Source organism: Amycolatopsis ponsaeliensis (assembly GCF_030182635.1).
GTDB classification, from domain to species: Bacteria; Actinomycetota; Actinomycetes; order Mycobacteriales; family Pseudonocardiaceae; genus Amycolatopsis; species Amycolatopsis ponsaeliensis.
Window position 1 is genome coordinate 1 of sequence record NZ_JAPZLD010000099.1, and the last position, 16,837, is coordinate 16,837.

19 protein-coding genes and 1 riboswitch are annotated in these 16,837 nt (G+C 71.0%); of the genes, 13 read left to right on the top strand and 6 right to left on the bottom strand.

From position 1 onward, the window contains the following. Nucleotides 1-112: 112 nt before the first annotated feature. Nucleotides 113-508: a hypothetical protein gene (locus tag QQ657_RS55775; protein ID WP_284750616.1), complete on the bottom strand. Its 396-nt coding sequence runs from the start codon at nucleotides 506-508 to the stop codon at nucleotides 113-115. 34 nt (nucleotides 509-542) lie between these two features. Then, a complete protein-coding gene (locus QQ657_RS55780) occupies nucleotides 543-1,052 on the bottom strand; it encodes a hypothetical protein (protein WP_284750617.1) in 510 nt (169 codons plus the stop codon). A gap of 314 nt (nucleotides 1,053-1,366) precedes the next feature. Here QQ657_RS55780 and QQ657_RS55785 point away from each other — a divergent pair, with 314 nt between their 5' ends. The 8 genes from QQ657_RS55785 (at nucleotide 1,367) to trxA (ending at nucleotide 5,540) form a co-directional block, all read left to right on the top strand. Further along, nucleotides 1,367-1,597: a hypothetical protein gene (locus QQ657_RS55785; protein ID WP_284750618.1), complete on the top strand. Its 231-nt coding sequence runs from the start codon at nucleotides 1,367-1,369 to the stop codon at nucleotides 1,595-1,597. Between the two features lie 13 nt (nucleotides 1,598-1,610). After that, a complete protein-coding gene (clsA, locus tag QQ657_RS55790) occupies nucleotides 1,611-2,231 on the top strand; it encodes a cardiolipin synthase ClsA (RefSeq protein ID WP_284750619.1) in 621 nt (206 codons plus the stop codon). A 100-nt stretch (nucleotides 2,232-2,331) separates the two neighbouring features. Then, nucleotides 2,332-2,718: a glycine cleavage system protein GcvH gene (gene gcvH / locus QQ657_RS55795; protein WP_284750620.1), complete on the top strand. Its 387-nt coding sequence runs from the start codon at nucleotides 2,332-2,334 to the stop codon at nucleotides 2,716-2,718. A 137-nt stretch (nucleotides 2,719-2,855) separates the two neighbouring features. After that, nucleotides 2,856-3,326, top strand: a complete 471-nt coding sequence (gene garA, locus QQ657_RS55800; protein WP_284750621.1) for a glycogen accumulation regulator GarA — start codon at nucleotides 2,856-2,858, stop codon at nucleotides 3,324-3,326. Further along, the gene (gene ftsR, locus QQ657_RS55805; protein WP_284750622.1) at nucleotides 3,323-4,069 is read left to right on the top strand and encodes a transcriptional regulator FtsR; all 747 of its coding nucleotides are present in this window, start codon (nucleotides 3,323-3,325) and stop codon (nucleotides 4,067-4,069) included. Before garA ends, ftsR begins: the two co-directional genes overlap by 4 nt. Nucleotides 4,070-4,285: 216 nt before the next feature. After that, entirely contained in the window at nucleotides 4,286-4,759 is a 474-nt protein-coding gene (locus QQ657_RS55810; protein WP_009078856.1) for a bifunctional nuclease family protein, read from the top strand. A 44-nt stretch (nucleotides 4,760-4,803) separates the two neighbouring features. After that, the gene (locus QQ657_RS55815; protein ID WP_284750623.1) at nucleotides 4,804-5,199 is read left to right on the top strand and encodes a MerR family transcriptional regulator; all 396 of its coding nucleotides are present in this window, start codon (nucleotides 4,804-4,806) and stop codon (nucleotides 5,197-5,199) included. An 11-nt stretch (nucleotides 5,200-5,210) separates the two neighbouring features. Then, complete coding sequence (gene trxA / locus QQ657_RS55820; protein WP_284750624.1) at nucleotides 5,211-5,540, top strand: thioredoxin; 330 nt, start codon at nucleotides 5,211-5,213, stop codon at nucleotides 5,538-5,540. Here the strand turns inward: trxA and QQ657_RS55825 are convergent. Then, the gene (locus tag QQ657_RS55825; protein ID WP_284750625.1) at nucleotides 5,537-6,169 is read right to left on the bottom strand and encodes a TetR/AcrR family transcriptional regulator; all 633 of its coding nucleotides are present in this window, start codon (nucleotides 6,167-6,169) and stop codon (nucleotides 5,537-5,539) included. The two genes, trxA and QQ657_RS55825, sit on opposite strands and share 4 nt — an antisense overlap. Nucleotides 6,170-6,446: 277 nt before the next feature. On the opposite strand from QQ657_RS55825, the gene QQ657_RS55830 reads away from it, so the two are divergent. Together QQ657_RS55830 and gcvP are read left to right on the top strand one after the other, a co-directional pair. Next, complete coding sequence (locus QQ657_RS55830; protein WP_284750626.1) at nucleotides 6,447-7,025, top strand: MerR family transcriptional regulator; 579 nt, start codon at nucleotides 6,447-6,449, stop codon at nucleotides 7,023-7,025. 42 nt (nucleotides 7,026-7,067) lie between these two features. Then, nucleotides 7,068-7,166, top strand: a riboswitch (glycine riboswitch). 180 nt (nucleotides 7,167-7,346) lie between these two features. Beyond that, nucleotides 7,347-10,232, top strand: a complete 2,886-nt coding sequence (gcvP, locus tag QQ657_RS55835; RefSeq protein ID WP_284750627.1) for an aminomethyl-transferring glycine dehydrogenase — start codon at nucleotides 7,347-7,349, stop codon at nucleotides 10,230-10,232. Between the two features lie 24 nt (nucleotides 10,233-10,256). Here the strand turns inward: gcvP and QQ657_RS55840 are convergent, their stop codons facing one another. Continuing rightward, nucleotides 10,257-10,997, bottom strand: a complete 741-nt coding sequence (locus tag QQ657_RS55840; protein ID WP_284750628.1) for a helix-turn-helix transcriptional regulator — start codon at nucleotides 10,995-10,997, stop codon at nucleotides 10,257-10,259. A gap of 68 nt (nucleotides 10,998-11,065) precedes the next feature. Continuing rightward, the gene (locus QQ657_RS55845; protein ID WP_284750629.1) at nucleotides 11,066-11,734 is read right to left on the bottom strand and encodes a hypothetical protein; all 669 of its coding nucleotides are present in this window, start codon (nucleotides 11,732-11,734) and stop codon (nucleotides 11,066-11,068) included. Between the two features lie 125 nt (nucleotides 11,735-11,859). Here QQ657_RS55845 and QQ657_RS55850 point away from each other — a divergent pair, with 125 nt between their 5' ends. Both QQ657_RS55850 and QQ657_RS55855 read left to right on the top strand, forming a co-directional pair. Next, entirely contained in the window at nucleotides 11,860-12,810 is a 951-nt protein-coding gene (locus tag QQ657_RS55850; RefSeq protein WP_284750630.1) for an NAD-dependent epimerase/dehydratase family protein, read from the top strand. Beyond that, a complete protein-coding gene (locus QQ657_RS55855) occupies nucleotides 12,807-14,981 on the top strand; it encodes a glycosyltransferase family 2 protein (RefSeq protein WP_284750631.1) in 2,175 nt (724 codons plus the stop codon). Before QQ657_RS55850 ends, QQ657_RS55855 begins: the two co-directional genes overlap by 4 nt. Here the strand turns inward: QQ657_RS55855 and QQ657_RS55860 are convergent. After that, nucleotides 14,911-15,408 carry a GtrA family protein gene (locus tag QQ657_RS55860; RefSeq protein WP_284750632.1) on the bottom strand — a complete coding sequence of 166 codons (498 nt, stop codon included), beginning with the start codon at nucleotides 15,406-15,408 and terminating at the stop codon, nucleotides 14,911-14,913. The genes QQ657_RS55855 and QQ657_RS55860 overlap by 71 nt on opposite strands. 179 nt (nucleotides 15,409-15,587) lie before the next feature. On the opposite strand from QQ657_RS55860, the gene QQ657_RS55865 reads away from it, so the two are divergent. Continuing rightward, nucleotides 15,588-16,742 (top strand): NAD-dependent epimerase/dehydratase family protein, encoded by a 1,155-nt coding sequence (locus QQ657_RS55865; protein WP_284750633.1) that lies wholly within the window; start codon nucleotides 15,588-15,590, stop codon nucleotides 16,740-16,742. Nucleotides 16,743-16,837: the final 95 nt, after the last annotated feature.

Below are 16,837 nucleotides of genomic sequence, written 5' to 3' on the forward strand. Positions count from 1 at the left end.
GGCCAAACACAGCCGACGTCGACCGGCGACACGCCCACCGATTCTCATCCCACCCGCGAGCGCACGCCAGCGCCCATCGACAGTTCTAACCCTGTTTCTCACTCACGACCGTTCAGGCGCGGGTGCCCTCGACCTGGCGGCCGTCCTCGGTCGAGCAGGCCGTCACCGGGTCGTTCGCGCCGCTGCCGCACGTCCACTCGTCGAGGACGACCGGGCCCGGGCCGTCGGCGGAGGCCGCCTCGGCCGGGGTCAGCTTGGCGAAGTAGTCCTTCAGCAGCTTCGTCGCCGCGGCGCAGTCGACCTGGCCGTGTGCGACGACCGCCGTCTTCGCGCCGCCCGAGCCGGTGACGTCGCCGCAGGGCACGCCCGGCGCCGTCGATTCGGCCGCCGCGGCCGCGGCCGGCACGGGAGCGGAACCGGACGGCGCGGCGGGCGCCGGGTCGCCGCCGCAGCCGGCCAGCACGGCGGAGGCGGCGACGAGCAGCAGGGGGTAGGCGAGTGTCTTCATGGGCCCTTCAGGAACGGAAACGGATCGGGAGAGGTCACTCGGACGGCACGACGGCGGCGAACACCGTCTGCTCGCCCTTCGTGCAGGTCGTGCCGCCTTGCGCGGCGGGCGGCCCGGACGTGCACAGCCAGCCGTCGACGGTCTCGTTCACCGCGTCGTTCGAGCCGGCGCCCTGGCGCCCGGCGATCTTGCGGTGGAAGTCGCCGACGAGCTTCGTCGCCGCGACGCAGCTGACGCCGGCCGAGCCGCTGTCGAAGACGTAGAGCGTCAGCCCGCTGGCGGCGGTCACGGTGCCGCACGACCCGGGTACCGACGGCGGCGCGCCGGACGGCTTCGTCACCGGCGCGGGCGCCGGCGAGCTGCCGTCGGCGGGCGGCGGGGGAGGCGTGCCGGTGGTCGACGGCGCGGACGACGTGGTCGCCGGGGGAGCGGAAGACGGCGGTGCCGGGGCGGCCTGCTCGGCGGAGCAGGCCGCGAGCGCGGGCACGGCGAGGCAGGCGGCGAGCAACGGCCGCCACATCCCCGTGGTGGTCGGGTGGTGCACCGCGATCGTTCCTCCCCGGTCAGGCTGGTCCGGTCATTCTGGCCCATCCGGGCCGGGGCCCCGTGAACCGACTCGCCCACAGGTGTGCGGCAGATTACTCCAGCCGGGTGGCGGCCCGATCCGGTGGCCGTCACCAGACCGTCCACAATGGACAATTAACATTTTGTTCACGCTCCGAAACCTCACGCTGCCATCAAGAATCGATCGGTCTAATTCCGGCCGCGCCGGTTAACATCCCGGCCCCGGGAGCCGAAGATCTTGGTGGAGGCCGAAGAGCTTCCCGTCCCCGACACCCTCCCGAGCCCGTGAGAGCGATGAACGCCGACGCTGTGACCAGCCCCGAAACCAGCACCGACGAAACCACCGGCCCGGCCGGCCCGCCGACCGTCCCCAGCAGCGTCGTCTGGTGCTGCGGACGCCCCTACGTCCTCGAGGCGCGCCCCGGCCGCGCCCGCTGGATGGGCACCGACCTCCGCGGCCGCCCCGAGGCGCTGAGCAGCGCCGAACTGCAGCGGCGCGGCTGGAGCAGCCGTCGCGCGAGCTGACTACGCTGGGCGGGTGAGCACCGCCGCACCCGAACCCGCCGCTCCGGCGAGCGCCGCCGAGCCGTCCCTGCTGAGGCAGGCCTTCAACGTCCCCAACATGCTGTCGCTGCTGCGGCTCGCCGGCGTGCCGGTGTTCCTGTGGCTGCTGCTGGGTCCGGAAGAGGACGGCTGGGCGCTCGCGCTGCTGGTCTTCAGCGCGCTGACCGACTGGCTCGACGGCAAGCTGGCCCGCTGGCTCAACCAGATGTCCCGGCTGGGCCAGCTGCTCGACCCGGCGGCCGACCGGCTCTACATCCTCGCGACGCTCATCGCGTTCCTGGTCCGCGACATCATCCCGTGGTGGGTCGTGGTGCCGCTGATCCTGCGCGAGGCCGTCCTCGGCGTCTGCGTGCTGACCCTGCGCCGCCGCGGCTTCGCCCCGCCGGAGGTGACCTACATCGGCAAGGGCGCGACCTTCGTCCTCATGTACGCCTTCCCGTTCCTGCTGCTCGCGCAGGGTGGCTCGGACGTCGCCGCGGTCGCCCGGCCGATCGGCTACGCCTTCACGATCTGGGGCGGGGTCCTCTACGTCTGGTCCGGCGTCCTCTACGTCGTGCAGGCGCGTAACGCGCTGCGCGGCGCGGGCGACGACTGAGCGCGACATTTTCCCCGGGCCGGGCCCGGCGCTGGGCCGTGTGGGTGTAAGACTTCGCCCAGCACGTTTTCGCCAGTGAGGGCATGAAAGGGGACCGGCGGTGTCCGCTCCTGAAGAGCTTCGCTACACCGAGGAACACGAGTGGGTGGCCACCCGCGGCGAGGACACCCTCGTCCGCATCGGCATCACCGAGTACGCGCAGGACCAGCTCGGCGACGTCGTGTTCGTCGACCTGCCGGAGGTCGGCCGCCAGGTGAGCGCGGGCGACGTCTTCGGCGAGGTCGAGTCGACGAAGAGCGTGTCCGAGCTGTTCGCGCCGGTCGACGGCGAGGTCGTCTCGATCAACGACGCCGTCGCCGAATCGCCGGAGCTGATCAACAGCGACCCCTACGGCGAGGGCTGGCTGATCGAGATCCGGCTCGACGACCCGGCGGGGCTCGAAGCCCTGCTGGAAGCCGAGGCGTACGACGCCCTGACCAAGGGCTGAGCTCCGCCGGCGGCGGCCCGGACCGGCACTGCGCCGGTTCGGGGAGCCGGGGCTCGGAGAATCGATCAGGCACGGTACGTTGGCAGCTACACGTTCTTGAGTACTAGGCAACACAGCATGTGTGGAGGAGAGCTCAGGTGAGCACGAACGACGGGCCCGGCGGCGTTCCCCCGGAGCAGTCTCCGGAGCGGACCTCTGTCTTCCGGGCCGACTTCCTGGCCGAAGCCGAAGGCCACGAGTCCGCCCCGGCCGCGGAGGCGCCGGTCCAGGGCGTCGACGCCCTGCCCGCGGGTTCGGCGCTGCTGGTCGTGAAGCGCGGCCCGAACGCGGGTTCGCGATTCCTGCTCGACCGCGACACGACCAGCGCCGGGCGCCACCCGGACAGCGACATCTTCCTGGACGACGTCACGGTCTCCCGCCGGCACGCCGAGTTCCGGCGTGAGGGCGGCGAGTTCGTCGTCATCGACGTCGGCAGCCTCAACGGCACCTACGTCAACCGCGAGCCGGTCGACCAGGCCGTCCTCGCGGGGGGCGACGAGGTGCAGATCGGGAAGTTCCGCCTGGTCTTCCTGACCGGCCCGGGTCACGGGGGCCAGGGGGCGCAGTGACGGCGGCCGGGCGGCCACAGAGTCACGGACTGAGCATCGGGGCCGTCCTGGCGCAGCTGCGCCAGGACTTTCCCGATGTCACCATCTCCAAGATCCGGTTCCTGGAAGCGGAAGGCCTGGTCCAACCGGGCCGGACGGCTTCGGGGTACCGGCAGTTCGCCGCGGCGGACGTGGAGCGACTGCGGTTCGTCCTGGCCGCCCAGCGGGACCACTACCTCCCGTTGAAGGTCATCAAGGAGCAGCTGGACGCGGCGGACTCGGGTGCCGGGCCCATCGCGGCCCTGCCCCGCCCGCCGCGCCGGCTGGTGCCGATCGACGCCCCGGCGGAGAACGTCGGCCTGCCGGTGGCGGCCGACTTCACCACCGGCAAGGAGCTGCGCCTGACCCAGGAGGAGCTCCTGGAGCAGGCCGGCATCGACGCGGCGGCGCTCGTCGAGCTCCAGCAGTACGGCCTGGTCCGCCCCGGTCCCGCGGGGTTCTTCGACCCGGACGCGGTGCTGGTCGCGCGGACGGTGAAGGCGATGACCGAATTCGGTATCGAGCCGAGACATCTGCGCGCCTTCCGCGCCGCGGCCGACCGCGAGGTCGGGTTGCTGGAGCAGATCGTGACGCCGGTGTATCGGCACCGTGACCCGGAGGCCAAGTCGAGGGCCGACGAAGTGGTGCGGGAGCTCGCGGCACTGTCCGTGACCCTGCACACGCTCCTCGTGAAGGCGGGAATCCGTGGCGCGACGGGTTGTTGAGGCGTAACGGGTCGGTGAGATCCTCTTTGCGGTCCCATGTCAATGACTGAATGTTCGGCACCTCATGCCGTACCGTGAGAACAACGGTTTGCGGTAGGCGAGCCGAGAGTGTCCGACAGCGAGCACAGCGCACGGATGACGGGTAGCGTCGGGAGTGAACGGCGCGAGGCGGTTCCAGCGCTGAAGCCCGTGTGCACGAGAGGGAGGCGAAGCCCGATGAGCGAAATGCGCGTCGTCGGTGTGCGGGTCGAGCTGCCCGCGAATCAGCCGATCTTGTTGCTGCGGGAGACCGAGGGCGAACGGTACCTGCCGATCTGGATCGGCTCGGTCGAAGCGACCGCCATCGCGTTGGAGCAGCAGGGGGTCCGCCCAGCTCGCCCGCTCACCCATGACCTGCTGAAAGAGGTCATCGGAGCGTTGGGCCGCGAGCTCGAGCAGGTCGTCATCACCGACCTGAAGGAAGGCACGTTCTTCGCCGAGCTCGTCTTCGACGGCGACATCCGGGTCTCCGCCCGGCCGAGCGACTCGGTCGCGCTGGCCCTGCGGATCGGCGTCCCCATCCACGCCGTGGACGCGGTGCTGGAAGAGGCGGGCCTGATCATCCCGGACGAGCAGGAGGACGAGGTCGAGAAGTTCCGCGAGTTCCTCGACTCCGTGTCGCCCGAGGATTTCCGGGGAGCGGATACCTGAAGACCTTGCCTTGACGCGGACGTCAACGTCTAGCGTCTTCAGGCATGCGGATCGGAGAGCTTGCGCAGCGCACGGGTGTCACCACCCGTGCGCTGCGTTTTTATGAGGCCCAGGGCCTGCTGTCGGCCCGTCGCTCGGCGAACGGCTACCGCGAATACGACGAGGACGACCTGCAGCTGGTCCGGGAGATCCAGACCCTGCAAACGGTCGGCCTGACCCTCGACGAGACCCGCCCGTTCGTCGACTGCCTGCGCAGCGGCCACGAGACCGGCGACTCCTGCTCGAGCTCGATCGAGGTCTACCGCCGCAAGCTCGAAGAAGCCGACGCGTTGCTGGCCCGCCTCGGCGGCATCCGGGCCGAGCTGGCGTCCAAGCTCGCCGGCGCGCTGGCCCGGCAGGCACCCGATCCCTGTGTCGTCCCCGACGCCCCGCGCCCGTGAAGGAGCCCGTCATGACCGCTGTCGCCGTTTCCGACGTCACCGACGCCACGTTCGCCGCCGAGGTCCTCGGCAGTGACGTCCCGGTGCTGGTCGAGTTCTGGGCCACCTGGTGCGGGCCCTGCCGGATGGTCGGCCCGGTGCTGGCGCAGCTGGCCACCGAGCGGGCCGGGAAGCTCGCCGTGCGGAAGGTCAACGCCGACGAGAACCCGGAGACGACCCGGTCGTACCAGGTCATGTCGCTGCCCACGATGATGCTCTTCTCGGGCGGCGAGCCGGTGACGACGATCGTCGGCGCCTACCCGAAGGCGCGGATCGAGGAGCGCCTCGACCAGGCCCTCTAGGGAGCGGTCGCCTTGACGAAGGTGTCGGCGACTTCCCGTCCGTACTGCTCGAGATCCAGCGCCGGGTCGGCCGCGTAGGCCGCGGCCACCCCGTCGATGGCCTGCGCGATGGACATCGCCATCACCTCCGGCGTGAAGGCGCCGAACAACCCCTCTGCCTGACCTTGCTTGAGCTGGCGGGCCAGTCCGTGCACCCGCATGTCGTCGACGAGGATCTTCGTCATCACCCAGCCCTCGGCGTCGTCGGCGTTGGCCGCCATCTCCGTCAGCACCCGGACGCACTCCGGGTACGCGCGCAGGAACGCGATCGACGTCTCGATGTGGGCCCGCAGGTAGCCGGGCCGGTCCGCCGGGTCGACCCCGCCGCCGGTGCGTTCCTTCAGGAACTCGTTCTTCGTCTCGACGACCGTGCTCAGCACGGACTGCATCAGGCCGGCCTTGTTCGTGAAGTGGTACGAGATCATCCGCGTGCTGCTGAGCCCCGCGCGGTCCTTGATCTTGGCGAACGTGGCTTTCCGGTAGCCGAGGTCGGCGATGACGCCGATGGTCGCGCCGATGATCTGGGCGCGGCGGGCCGCCTCGGCGGCGCTGAGCCCCATCTCGGCCAGGAGGTCGGTGTTTACTTGCATGAATAAAAGTTACTTGGCTGAGTAAAAGACGTCAAGAGGTTTGAACCACCGCGTCCGGGGTACGGCGAACGGCTCAAAGGCTCATCCGACCGTTGAGGCTTGCCGCGCGTCGCGTTGACCGGGGTACCCCGGGCGCTTACCGTCGAAGGAGGTAAATCGCCACGATGTGATTCACGGTCTGGGGCCGGATCGTGGCGATTGATCTCCGGCGGGTCCCGCTCCTGGGACCGTCCGGCTGTCATTCGCCGGCCGTCAGGTCGGGCGAGGGGAGGCTTGCGTGGTCGAGGCTGGTTCCGAGAAGCAGCCTGTTCAGGTCGCGGCCGGCGAACAGGGTGAACTGTTCCCCGACGATTCGCTGCCGGACGAGCTGGTGGGCTACCGCGGCCCGGCCGCGTGCCAGATCGCCGGGATCACCTACCGCCAGCTCGACTACTGGGCCCGGACGAAGCTGGTCGCACCCAGCATCCGCACGGCGCACGGCTCCGGCTCGCAGCGGCTGTACTCGTTCAAGGACATCCTGGTCCTCAAGGTCGTCAAGCGGCTGCTGGACACCGGGGTCTCCCTCCAGAACATCCGGGTCGCCGTCGACCACCTGCGCGTCCGAGGAGTCCGCGACCTCGCGCGCGTGACGCTCTTCTCCGACGGCACCACGGTCTACGAGTGCACCTCGCCGGAGGAGATCGTCGATCTGCTCCAGGGCGGCCAAGGTGTCTTCGGCATCGCGGTCAGCGGCGCCATGCAGGAGATCAGCGGCACCATCCACGAGTTCCAGGCCGAACGCGCCGACGGCGGCATCGTCGAGACGCACCAGCCGGACGAGCTGACCCAGCGCCGCAACGCACGCAAGACCGGGTGATCATCGCTGCGGGGATGCGAGTAAGGTTCCCCGTGCGGTCGACGAATCCGCGCGGGAGAGTCCGAGCCACACCTTGAGCTCGGCGCCGAAGGAGCAAGTCCTCCCCGGAACCTCTCAGGCACCCCGGACCGCGCGGACGAGACGCCTCTGGAAAGCGGGTCGTCAGGACACAGCCTGATGGCCCCGCCGACGGTGCAAGCCCGGCTCAACCTCGGGCGAAACTCTCAGGCGCCCTCGGGCACAGACAGAGTGGGGAGGCTCGGACAGCGTTTTTCGAGGATGCTGTCCGAGTCCGGCACCGCCCGTCCGCAGGAGGCCATCGTGGAGCCGTCACTCGCCTGCCTGGAGCAGGGCATCCCTTTCGCTGACCGGCACATCGGGCCCGGGCCGGACGAACTCCGCCGCATCCTCGACGTCATCGGCGTCGCTTCTCTCGACGAGCTCTCCGAGCGTGCTGTTCCCGAGTCTCTGCGCGCCTCCGCCGGGCCGCTCGAACTGCCCCCGGCTGCCACCGAAGCCCAGGCCCTCGCCGAACTCCGGGCGCTCGCCGCCCGCAACCGGCCCATGGCGCAGATGATCGGGCTCGGCTACCACGACACCGTCACGCCGCCCGTGATCCGGCGCAACGTCCTCGAGAACCCCGCCTGGTACACCGCCTACACGCCTTACCAGCCTGAGATCTCGCAAGGCCGGCTCGAAGCGCTGCTCAACTTCCAGACCATGGTCGCCGACCTCACCGGGCTGCCCGTCGCCAACGCGTCGATGCTCGACGAAGCCACCGCGGCCGCCGAAGCCATGACGCTCGTGCGGCGCGCCGGGAAGGCCGCGTCCAATCGGTTCGTCGTCGACCGGGACACCCTGCCGCAGACCCTCGCCGTCCTCCGGACCCGCGCCGAACCCCTCGGCATCGAACTCGTCGTCGAAGACCTCTCCCAGGGCCTGACCGGCCTCGGCCTCGGCGGGGACTTCTTCGGGGTCCTGCTGTCCTACCCGGGCGCGTCGGGCGCGGTGCACGAGCTCGACCTGACGATCTCCGAGGCCAAGAAGCACGGCGCCGCCGTGATCGTCGCCGCGGACCCGCTCGCCCTGACCCTGCTGCGGCCGCCGGGAGAGCTCGGTGCCGACGTCGCCGTCGGGTCCACGCAGCGGTTCGGCGTCCCGCTCGGCTTCGGCGGCCCGCACGCGGCCTACCTCGCGGTCCGGAAGGGCCTGGAGCGGCAGCTGCCGGGACGCCTGGTCGGCGTCTCGAAGGACGCGGACGGCGCACCCGCGTACCGGCTCGCCCTCCAGACGCGGGAACAGCACATCCGCCGCGAGAAGGCGACCTCGAACATCTGCACCGCGCAGGTCCTGCTCGCGGTGATGGCCTCGATGTACGCGGTGTACCACGGGCCCGAGGGCCTGCGTGGGATCGCGCTGCGCGCCCACCGGATGGCCACCGTGCTCGCCGCCGGCCTCGCCGAAGGCGGCGTCGACGTCGGGCACGGCGAGTTCTTCGACACCGTCACCGCGGCGGTGCCCGGCCGGGCGGCGGCCGTCGTCGCGGCGGCTCGCGACCTCGGCGTGAACCTGCGGCTCGTCGACGACGACCACGTCGGCGTCGCCTGCGACGAGACGACCACCCGGGAGCGGCTTTCCCTGGTGTGGAAGGCGTTCGGCGTCTCGGTGTCCGATGTGGATGGTCTCGACGCGGACACGGCGGACGCGCTCCCGGCGCCGCTGCGGCGCACCAGCGCGTTCCTCACCCACCCGGTGTTCCACGCCCACCGCTCGGAAACCGCGCTGCTGCGCTACCTGCGGCAGCTGGCGGACAAGGACGTCGCGCTCGACCGCAGCATGATCCCGCTCGGCTCGTGCACCATGAAGCTCAACGCCACCGCCGAAATGGAGCCGGTCACCTGGCCGGAGTTCGCCGGGCTGCACCCGTTCGCGCCCGCCGAGGACGCCGCCGGACTGCTGGAAGTGGTCGCCGACCTCGGCGCGTGGCTCGCGCGGATCACCGGCTACGACACGGTTTCCCTGCAACCCAACGCGGGCAGCCAGGGCGAGTTCGCCGGGCTGCTGGCCATCCGCGCCTACCACCGTTCACGCGGCGAAGGCGAGCGCGACGTCTGCCTGATCCCGGCGAGCGCCCACGGCACGAACGCGGCGAGCGCCGTGATGGCCGGCATGCGGGTGGTCGTCGTCCGCTGCGACGGCGACGGCAACATCGACCTCGCGCACTTGCGGTCCACTGTGGACGACCATCGCGCCGACCTGGCCGCGATCATGATCACCTACCCGTCCACGCACGGGGTGTACGAGGACACCGTCGGCGAGGTGTGCGCGCTGGTGCACGACGCGGGCGGGCAGGTGTACGTCGACGGCGCCAACCTGAACGCGCTCATCGGCGTGGCGCAGTACGGCCGGTTCGGCGCCGACGTCTCGCACCTCAACCTGCACAAGACGTTCTGCATCCCGCACGGCGGCGGCGGACCCGGCGTCGGCCCGATCGGCGTCCGCGCGCACCTGGCGCCGTTCCTGCCGAACCACCCGCTGCAGCCGGCGGCCGGTCCGGCGACCGGCGTCGGGCCGGTCAGCGCGGCGCCGTGGGGGAGCGCGTCGATCCTGCCGATTTCGTGGGCCTACGTCCGGATGATGGGCGCGGACGGCCTGCGCCGGGCGACGCTCGTGGCGGTGGCCAACGCCAACTACGTCGCTCGCCGCCTCGGGGAGCACTTCCCGGTGCTGTACGCGGGCCGTTCGGGCTTCGTGGCGCACGAATGCATCCTGGACCTGCGGCCCCTGACGAAGGCGACCGGCGTGACGGTCGACGACGTGGCGAAGCGGCTGGCGGACTACGGCCTCCACGCGCCGACGATGTCGTTCCCGGTGGCGGGCACGCTGATGGTGGAGCCGACGGAGAGCGAGGACCTGGCCGAGCTGGACCGTTTCTGCGCGGCGATGATCGCGATCCGCACGGAGATCGACCGCGTGGCGGCGGGGGAGTGGGAGCTGGCGGAGTCCCCGCTGCGGCAGGCCCCGCACACGGCTCGGTGCGTCGCGGGCGAGTGGGACCGGCGGTACAGCCGCGAGACGGCGGTGTTCCCGGCGGGCCCGGCCGCGGCGAAGATCTGGCCCCCGGTCCGCCGCATCGACGGCGCGGCGGGGGACCGCAACCTGGTGTGTTCGTGCCCGCCCCCGGAGGCTTTCGCCGAGCGGTCGTGAGTGCGCAACAGCGTTCTAACACTGTTACGCACTCACGACCCTGCCGGCCAGATGCACCATCAGCTCGGTCCGGCTCGCCACGCCGAGCTTGCGGTAGATCTGCTGGAGGTGCTTCTGCACGGTCCGCGGGCTGACCCCCAGCCGCCGGGCGATCTCGCGGTCCGTCGCCGCCCGGGTGACCAGGTGGGCCACCTCCTGCTCGCGAGCCGTCAGCTCGGGCACCGTCACCGTGGCCGGCCGGACCGCCGGTCGCTCTTCCCGGGCGAACGCCTGGGCCAGGTGCGGCGCCAGCAGGTCGACCAGCTCGCGGTCACGGGCGGAGAACCCGGGCCGCGAGCGGCTGAGCGTCAGGATGCGCCCTGCGCGGTCATCGGCCTCCACCACGCACAGCAGCTGGTCGATCGTGCCGCGCGGGCGGTAGAAGTCCGTGTACAGCGGCAGCCCCCGCAGTGTCCGGAGATCGGCCAGATCGGTCAGCGCGGCCGACGTCCCCAGCGGCAGCCGGCCGCTCCGGTGCGCCGCGAACGCCGGGTGCCTGCTCACCTGGGCCCGGAACTCCGGGTGGCGCATGAGGTTGTCCTCCGGCCGCTCGGTGACGGCGCCGGTCAGCCGTCGCGTCGTGTGCTCGGCACTCGTGCACGAAACGAAGTCGCAGCCGACGAGCCGGCCCAGCCCGGCCAGCCCCGCCGCCGGTCCCGCCGACCGGAACTCCCGCACGACTTCGAGGGCGCGGTGCAGGCACCGCGCCGTCAGTTCACTGCTCACCCGTGATCCCCCTCGGCTCGTCCGGTGAAGAAAGACCCGGGTGAGCCGAGGGAGATACGAACCGGACGTTACCGGGCGATCCGGACGTTCAGCGTGGTGTTCGAGCCGGCACTCACCATCGACTGCGCGATGCTGCTGATCCCGGCCGGCGCGCTGTAGGAGTTGTTGTTGCCGTCGTCCTCGTCATCGGTGTGGAAGAAGCCCGACGAGTCGACCCCGGAGAACACCAGGTAGCTGAAGCCGACGTTCGGGAACGCCGTCGTCGTGGCCACCCCGGGCGCGAAGAGGCAGAACCGCAGCAGCGTGTTGCTGTCGCTCACGTTCGGGAAGATATTGCCCGAGAACGAGTTGTTGTTGCTGTCGTCTTCGTTGTCGAACCGGCGAGAGAACTCCTGCGAGCCGTTCGGGCAGTTCGCGCCGAGCTTCAGCACGGCGTACGGCCGGAACGACCCGGACTGCGTGACCCCGCGGAACGCGGCGCCGTTGACCCGGCAGAAGAACATCTCCGTGTTGCCCGTGCTGCTGACCGCCCCGATGAACCCGCCGCGCGAGTTGGCGTTGCCCGAGTCCTCGTCGTCCATCCGGATGACGATCGCCTCGGTCCCGACCGGGCACGACCGGCCCGACGGGATGACGCCGACGTCGGTCGTCGCCGCCTGGGCGGGCGCGGCCGACACGGTGAGGACCCCGGCGAGCGAGGCCAGCAGCAGTGCCGGAACGGTGAAGAGTCTTTTCATGGTGAGCCTTCCTCCCCAGTGCTTCATGACTCCTCAAGAACACCAAGCCGGCCCCGGACACGGCCATACGCAGTTGTGCGTACGGCGGGCCGAGCCCGCACAGGAACGGGAGGTAGGTTGACGCCATGGCGAGTGCGCACGGTCCTGATCGGACGTCCGTGGTCGTGACCGGCGGCGGCGGCTTCATCGGCCGGGCCGTCGTGCGCGCCCTCCGCGACCGGGGTGTCCCGGTCACCGTCGTGGACCGGGTGCCGTTCCCGGACGACGACGGCGACGGCGTCCGCGTGGTGACCGGCGACCTGCGCGAGGCCGCTGTCCGCGAAGAAGCCGTGACGCCCGAGACCGCCGGGATCGTGCACCTCGCCGCGCTGACGTCGGTGCTGAAGTCGGTCGAGCTGCCCGAGGACACCTTCGCCGACAACGTCCTGGTGACCCAGGAACTCCTGGAGCTCGCGCGCCGCCGTGAAGTCCCGAAGTTCCTGCTCGCCTCGACCAACGCGGTGATCGGCAACGTCGGCACCGCGACGATCACCCCCGACCTGCCGCTGCGGCCGCTGACGCCCTACGGCGCCACCAAGGCCGCGTGCGAAATGCTGCTCTCGGGCTACGCCGGCGCGTACGGCATGACGACGTGTGCGTTGCGGTTCACCAACGTCTACGGCCCGGGAATGTCCCACAAGGACAGTTTCGTGCCCCGCATGATGCGTGCCGCGCTCACCGGCACCGGGGTCAAGATCTACGGCGACGGCCGCCAGCGCCGCGACCTCGTGCACGTCGACGACGTCGTCCGCGCCCTGCTGCTCGCGCTCGACAGCGGCCACACCGGCCGCGCGATCGTCGGCGCCGGGCGCTCGGTCTCCGTGCTGGAGATGGTCGAGGCCGTGCGCGAGGTGACCGGCGCCGAGCTGCCGGTCGAGCACGTCGAGGCGCCGGCGGGGGAGATGCCCGCGGTCGTCGTCGACGTCTCGGCCAGCGCGGAGACGATCGGGTACGAGCCGTCCGTCTCGCTGACCGACGGCCTCGCGACGGCGTGGAAGTACTTCTCCGGCCTCGACCGTCCAAACGCGACACCGTGAGAGGGTTCTTCCGGCGGCACTGGCTGCTGCTCCTGCTCCTCGTCCCGGCGATCGTCCTCCGGGTGCTGACCTGGCTGGCCTACCGGCCGGCGCTGCTGTACATCGATTCGTTCCGCTACATCGACAACCTGCACGCGCTGCGCGCCGACCAGCTCGACCCGATCGGCTACGACCTCGTGCTGCGGCCGCTGCTGGCCGTCGGCGGACTCGCCTGGGTCGCGGCGGTGCAGCACGTCGGCGGGATCCTCATCGCGATCGGCGTCTACGCGCTGCTGCTGCGCCTCGGCGGCCGTCCGTGGGTCGCCGCGCTCGCCGCGGTGCCGGTCCTGCTCGACGCGTACCAGCTGCAGATCGAGCAGAACATCATGTCCGAGGTCGTCTTCGAGGCGGTGCTGCTCGGGCTCCTCTGGCTGCTGCTCGGCTGGGGCAAACCGGGCTGGAAGCGCGCGGGCGCCGCCGGCCTGCTGGTCGGGTTCGCCGTGCTGACGCGGCTGATCGGCATCTCGCTGGCCCTGCCGGTCCTGGTCCACCTGGTCGTCGCCGGGGGAGCGTGGCGGCACTGGGCGGGCTGGCGGCGCGCCGGTGCCGGGGTGCTGGGCCTGCTCGTCGTGCTGGTGCCCTACTCGGCGCGGGTGCACTCGGAGACCGGCAAGTGGGGGCTGACCGGGCCGTCCGGGAACATGCTCTACGGCCGCACCGCCGCCGTCGCCGACTGCGCGAACCTCCACCTCGACCCGACGCTGCAGGTCTTCTGCCCCACCGAGCCGCGCGAGACCCGGCTGGTGGACAACTACACCCACGCCGACCTCGACCCGAACTGGCCCGGGCCGCTGCCGCCGGGCGCCGACAAGGCCGCGCTGGCGCACGAGTTCGCCATCGACGTGCTCAAGGAACAGCCCGGCGACGTCGCGGAAGCGATCCTGGACGACTTCGCCAAGAGCTTCGCCTGGACCCGCGAGCAGGACCCGACCGACGTCCCCCTGGACCGGTGGCAGTTCCAGCTCACCTACCCGCAGTGGGCCGACCAGTCCCTGATCGACCTCGTCACCCAGCAGAACGACGGCGTCAACGCGAGCGTCGAGGGGCCGTTGGCCAAGATCCTCCGCGACTACCAGCTCGGCGGCGGTTACGTCTCCGGCGGGGTGCTCGGCATCGGCGCGATCCTGGGGCTGCTCACGGTGTTCCGCCGCAAGGAGCCCCGGGACCGGGCCCGGGCGGGCGCGCTGCTGGCGGCGTCGAGCGGGCTGATCCTGCTCTTCGCCTCGGCGGTGTTCCAGTTCTCCTGGCGCTACCAGATCCCCGCCCTCGTGCTGCTGCCGGTGGCCGGGGCGCTGGGCTTCACCACGCTGACGTCGGCGAGCCGGAAACGCCTCACCGCGTTCCCCGACGAAGTCGACCAGGGCGCCCTCGACGACTTCCGCGGCCGCCACCCGGACCTGCGGCCGGCTCCGCTGACCGTCGTCATCGCGGCCTACAACGAAGCCGGCGGCATCGGCGAAGTCCTGGAGAAGATGCCCGACGAGTGCCTCGGCATGCGGGTCGACGTGCTCGTCGTGGTCGACGGCGGCACCGACGACACGGCCGCCATCGCCGAAGCGCACGGCGCGTACGTCTGCGTCGCACCCCGCAACCGCGGCCAGGGGGCGGCGCTGCGCCTGGGCTACCACCTGGCGGCCGAAGCCGGCGCGGAGTACGTCGTGACGACCGACGCCGACGGCCAATACGACAACAGCGAGCTCGAAGCCCTGGTCAGCCCGGTCGTCGACGGCACCGCGGACTTCGTCACCGGCTCACGGCGGCTGGGTCACGAAGAGGCCGACAGCCGCGTCCGGTGGCTGGGCGTGCGCGTGTTCGCCGTGCTGGCGTCGGTGCTGACCACCCGGCGGATCACCGACACGTCCTTCGGCTTCCGCGCGATGCGGGCGGACCTGGCCTGCTCGGTGCCGCTCAACGAGCCGCAGTACCAGTCGTCGGAGCTGATGCTCGGGGTCACCGCGCGCGGCGCCCGCGTCGTCGAGCTGCCGATGAGCATGCGGCTGCGCAAGGCGGGCAAGAGCAAGAAGGGCGGCAGCCTCGTCTACGGCGCCAACTACGCCCGGGTCATGACGGGGACGTGGTGGCGGGGGTACGTGCTGCGCCGCGGCCGAACACGAGCCGGTCGAGCAGGGTGAACTTGACGACGAACACCAGCGCGTAGCTGGCCACGTACGCGCCGTCGACGAGCACGACCCACCAGAAGTGCGGCAGGTTCAGCGGCGTCAGCAGCGAGCCGGCCAGCGTCGTCAGGCCGATGGACGCGAGACCGCCCAGACCGATCACGACCAGGTAGGGCAGCAGCTCGCGGCGCACGCGCGGGCGCCCGGTCCGGCCCCACACCCAGCGGCGGGTGACCACGAAGTTCAGCACCGCGCCGGCCGCCCAGGCCAGCGTGCTCGCCAGGGCCGCGGCGCCGCCGGTCGCGAGCACCGCCAGCAGCACCACCTGGCTGACGACCGTGGCCGCGACGGACGTCGCCGCGGCGCGCGCCAGCCGGGCCCAGCCGCGGCGGCGGGTCTTCTCCGTCGTGCGGGGCCGCACGCCGTTGGTTACGGTCGTCATGCCCCCATCCTCCCCGCGGGCCGGTCGCGCCGCCGTCCGGGTCCCTTACGCATAGGAGATTCACAGCTCATTGCCAGGTGCTCATCAGTAGGTGATCGATAACGTCGGGTTCTCGCAAGCCGCTGCACGTTCGTGGGATCGGCATGCTTGTGGCGTAAACGAACAGGAAAGGCGGCACAATGCGAGTGCTGGTTCTCGGCGGTGACGGATATCTGGGCTGGCCGACCGCGTTGCACTTATCGGACAAAGGTCACGAGGTGGCCGTTCTCGACAATTTCGCCCGCCGCGGTTATGACGCCGAACTGGGTGTCGAGAGCCTCGTCCCGATCGAGTCCCTTGCCGACCGGATCGCCGCCTGGCACGAGGTCTCCGGGCGCACGATCACCAGCTACGAAGGCGACCTGCTGGACGCGGAGTTCCTGGTCGGGGCGGTGCGCGACTTCGGGCCGGACGCGGTGGTGCACTACGCCGAGCAGCGGTCCGCGCCGTACTCGATGATCGACCGCGAGCACGCGGTGTACACCCAGCACAACAACGTGATCGGGAACCTGAATCTGCTGTACGCGATCGCCGAGATCGATCCGGCGATCCACCTGGTCAAACTGGGCACGATGGGCGAATACGGCACGCCGAACGTCGACATCGAAGAAGGCTGGCTGGACCTCGAACACAAGGGGCGCAAGGATCGGGTGCTGTTCCCGAAGCGGCCCGGGTCTTTCTACCACCTGACCAAGGTGCACGATTCGCACAACATCGAATTCACGTGCCGCGCGTGGGGGCTGCGCGCGACGGATCTCAATCAGGGCATCGTGTACGGCCAGCAGACGCCGCAGACGGCACTCGACCCGCGGCTCGCGACCCGTTTCGACTACGACGCCGTGTTCGGCACGGTGCTGAACCGGTTCGTCATCCAGGCGGTGCTGGGCCAGCCGCTGACCGTGTACGGCCAGGGCACCCAGACGCGCGGCCTGATCGACATCCGCGACACCGTGGAGTGCATCCGGCTCGCCGTGGAGAACCCGGCCGAGGCGGGGGAGTTCCGCGTCTTCAACCAGATGACCGAGAGCATGTCCGTGGCCGCGATCGCCGACCTCGTCGCCGAGCGGTTCCCCGGGCCGGTGCAGATCGAGCAGCTGGAGAACCCGCGCACCGAGGCGCCGGAGCACTACTACAACGTGCAGCACACCGGGCTGGTCGGGCTGGGGCTCGAGCCGCACCTGCTCTCGGACACGCTGATCGAGTCGATGTTCGACATCGTGGGCGCCAACAAGCACCGGGTGAACCCGGACAAGCTGCGCCCGACGGTGCGCTGGCGGGGCGCGCTGAAGGGCTAGCGGTGCGGATGGCGTGCCGGGGCCCCCGTCCCGGCGCCCGCCCGCCCCGCAGTTGAGCCCCGGGTCTTGTGCCGGCAACCGTGCCCCGAGGGGCT

Bases quoted from the DNA above. Each gene is read 5' to 3' on its own strand.
- QQ657_RS55815 (WP_284750623.1), top strand. From the start codon at position 4,804: ATGCGGATCGGAGAGCTTGCGCAGCGCACGGGTGTCACCACCCGTGCG.
- QQ657_RS55785 (WP_284750618.1), top strand. From the start codon at position 1,367: ATGAACGCCGACGCTGTGACCAGCCCCGAAACCAGCACCGACGAAACC.
- QQ657_RS55860 (WP_284750632.1), bottom strand. From the start codon at position 15,408: ATGACGACCGTAACCAACGGCGTGCGGCCCCGCACGACGGAGAAGACC.
- trxA (WP_284750624.1), top strand. From the start codon at position 5,211: ATGACCGCTGTCGCCGTTTCCGACGTCACCGACGCCACGTTCGCCGCC.
- QQ657_RS55865 (WP_284750633.1), top strand. From the start codon at position 15,588: ATGCGAGTGCTGGTTCTCGGCGGTGACGGATATCTGGGCTGGCCGACC.
- QQ657_RS55845 (WP_284750629.1), bottom strand. From the start codon at position 11,734: ATGAAAAGACTCTTCACCGTTCCGGCACTGCTGCTGGCCTCGCTCGCC.
- QQ657_RS55850 (WP_284750630.1), top strand. From the start codon at position 11,860: ATGGCGAGTGCGCACGGTCCTGATCGGACGTCCGTGGTCGTGACCGGC.
- QQ657_RS55810 (WP_009078856.1), top strand. From the start codon at position 4,286: ATGAGCGAAATGCGCGTCGTCGGTGTGCGGGTCGAGCTGCCCGCGAAT.
- QQ657_RS55825 (WP_284750625.1), bottom strand. From the start codon at position 6,169: ATGCAAGTAAACACCGACCTCCTGGCCGAGATGGGGCTCAGCGCCGCC.
- QQ657_RS55775 (WP_284750616.1), bottom strand. From the start codon at position 508: ATGAAGACACTCGCCTACCCCCTGCTGCTCGTCGCCGCCTCCGCCGTG.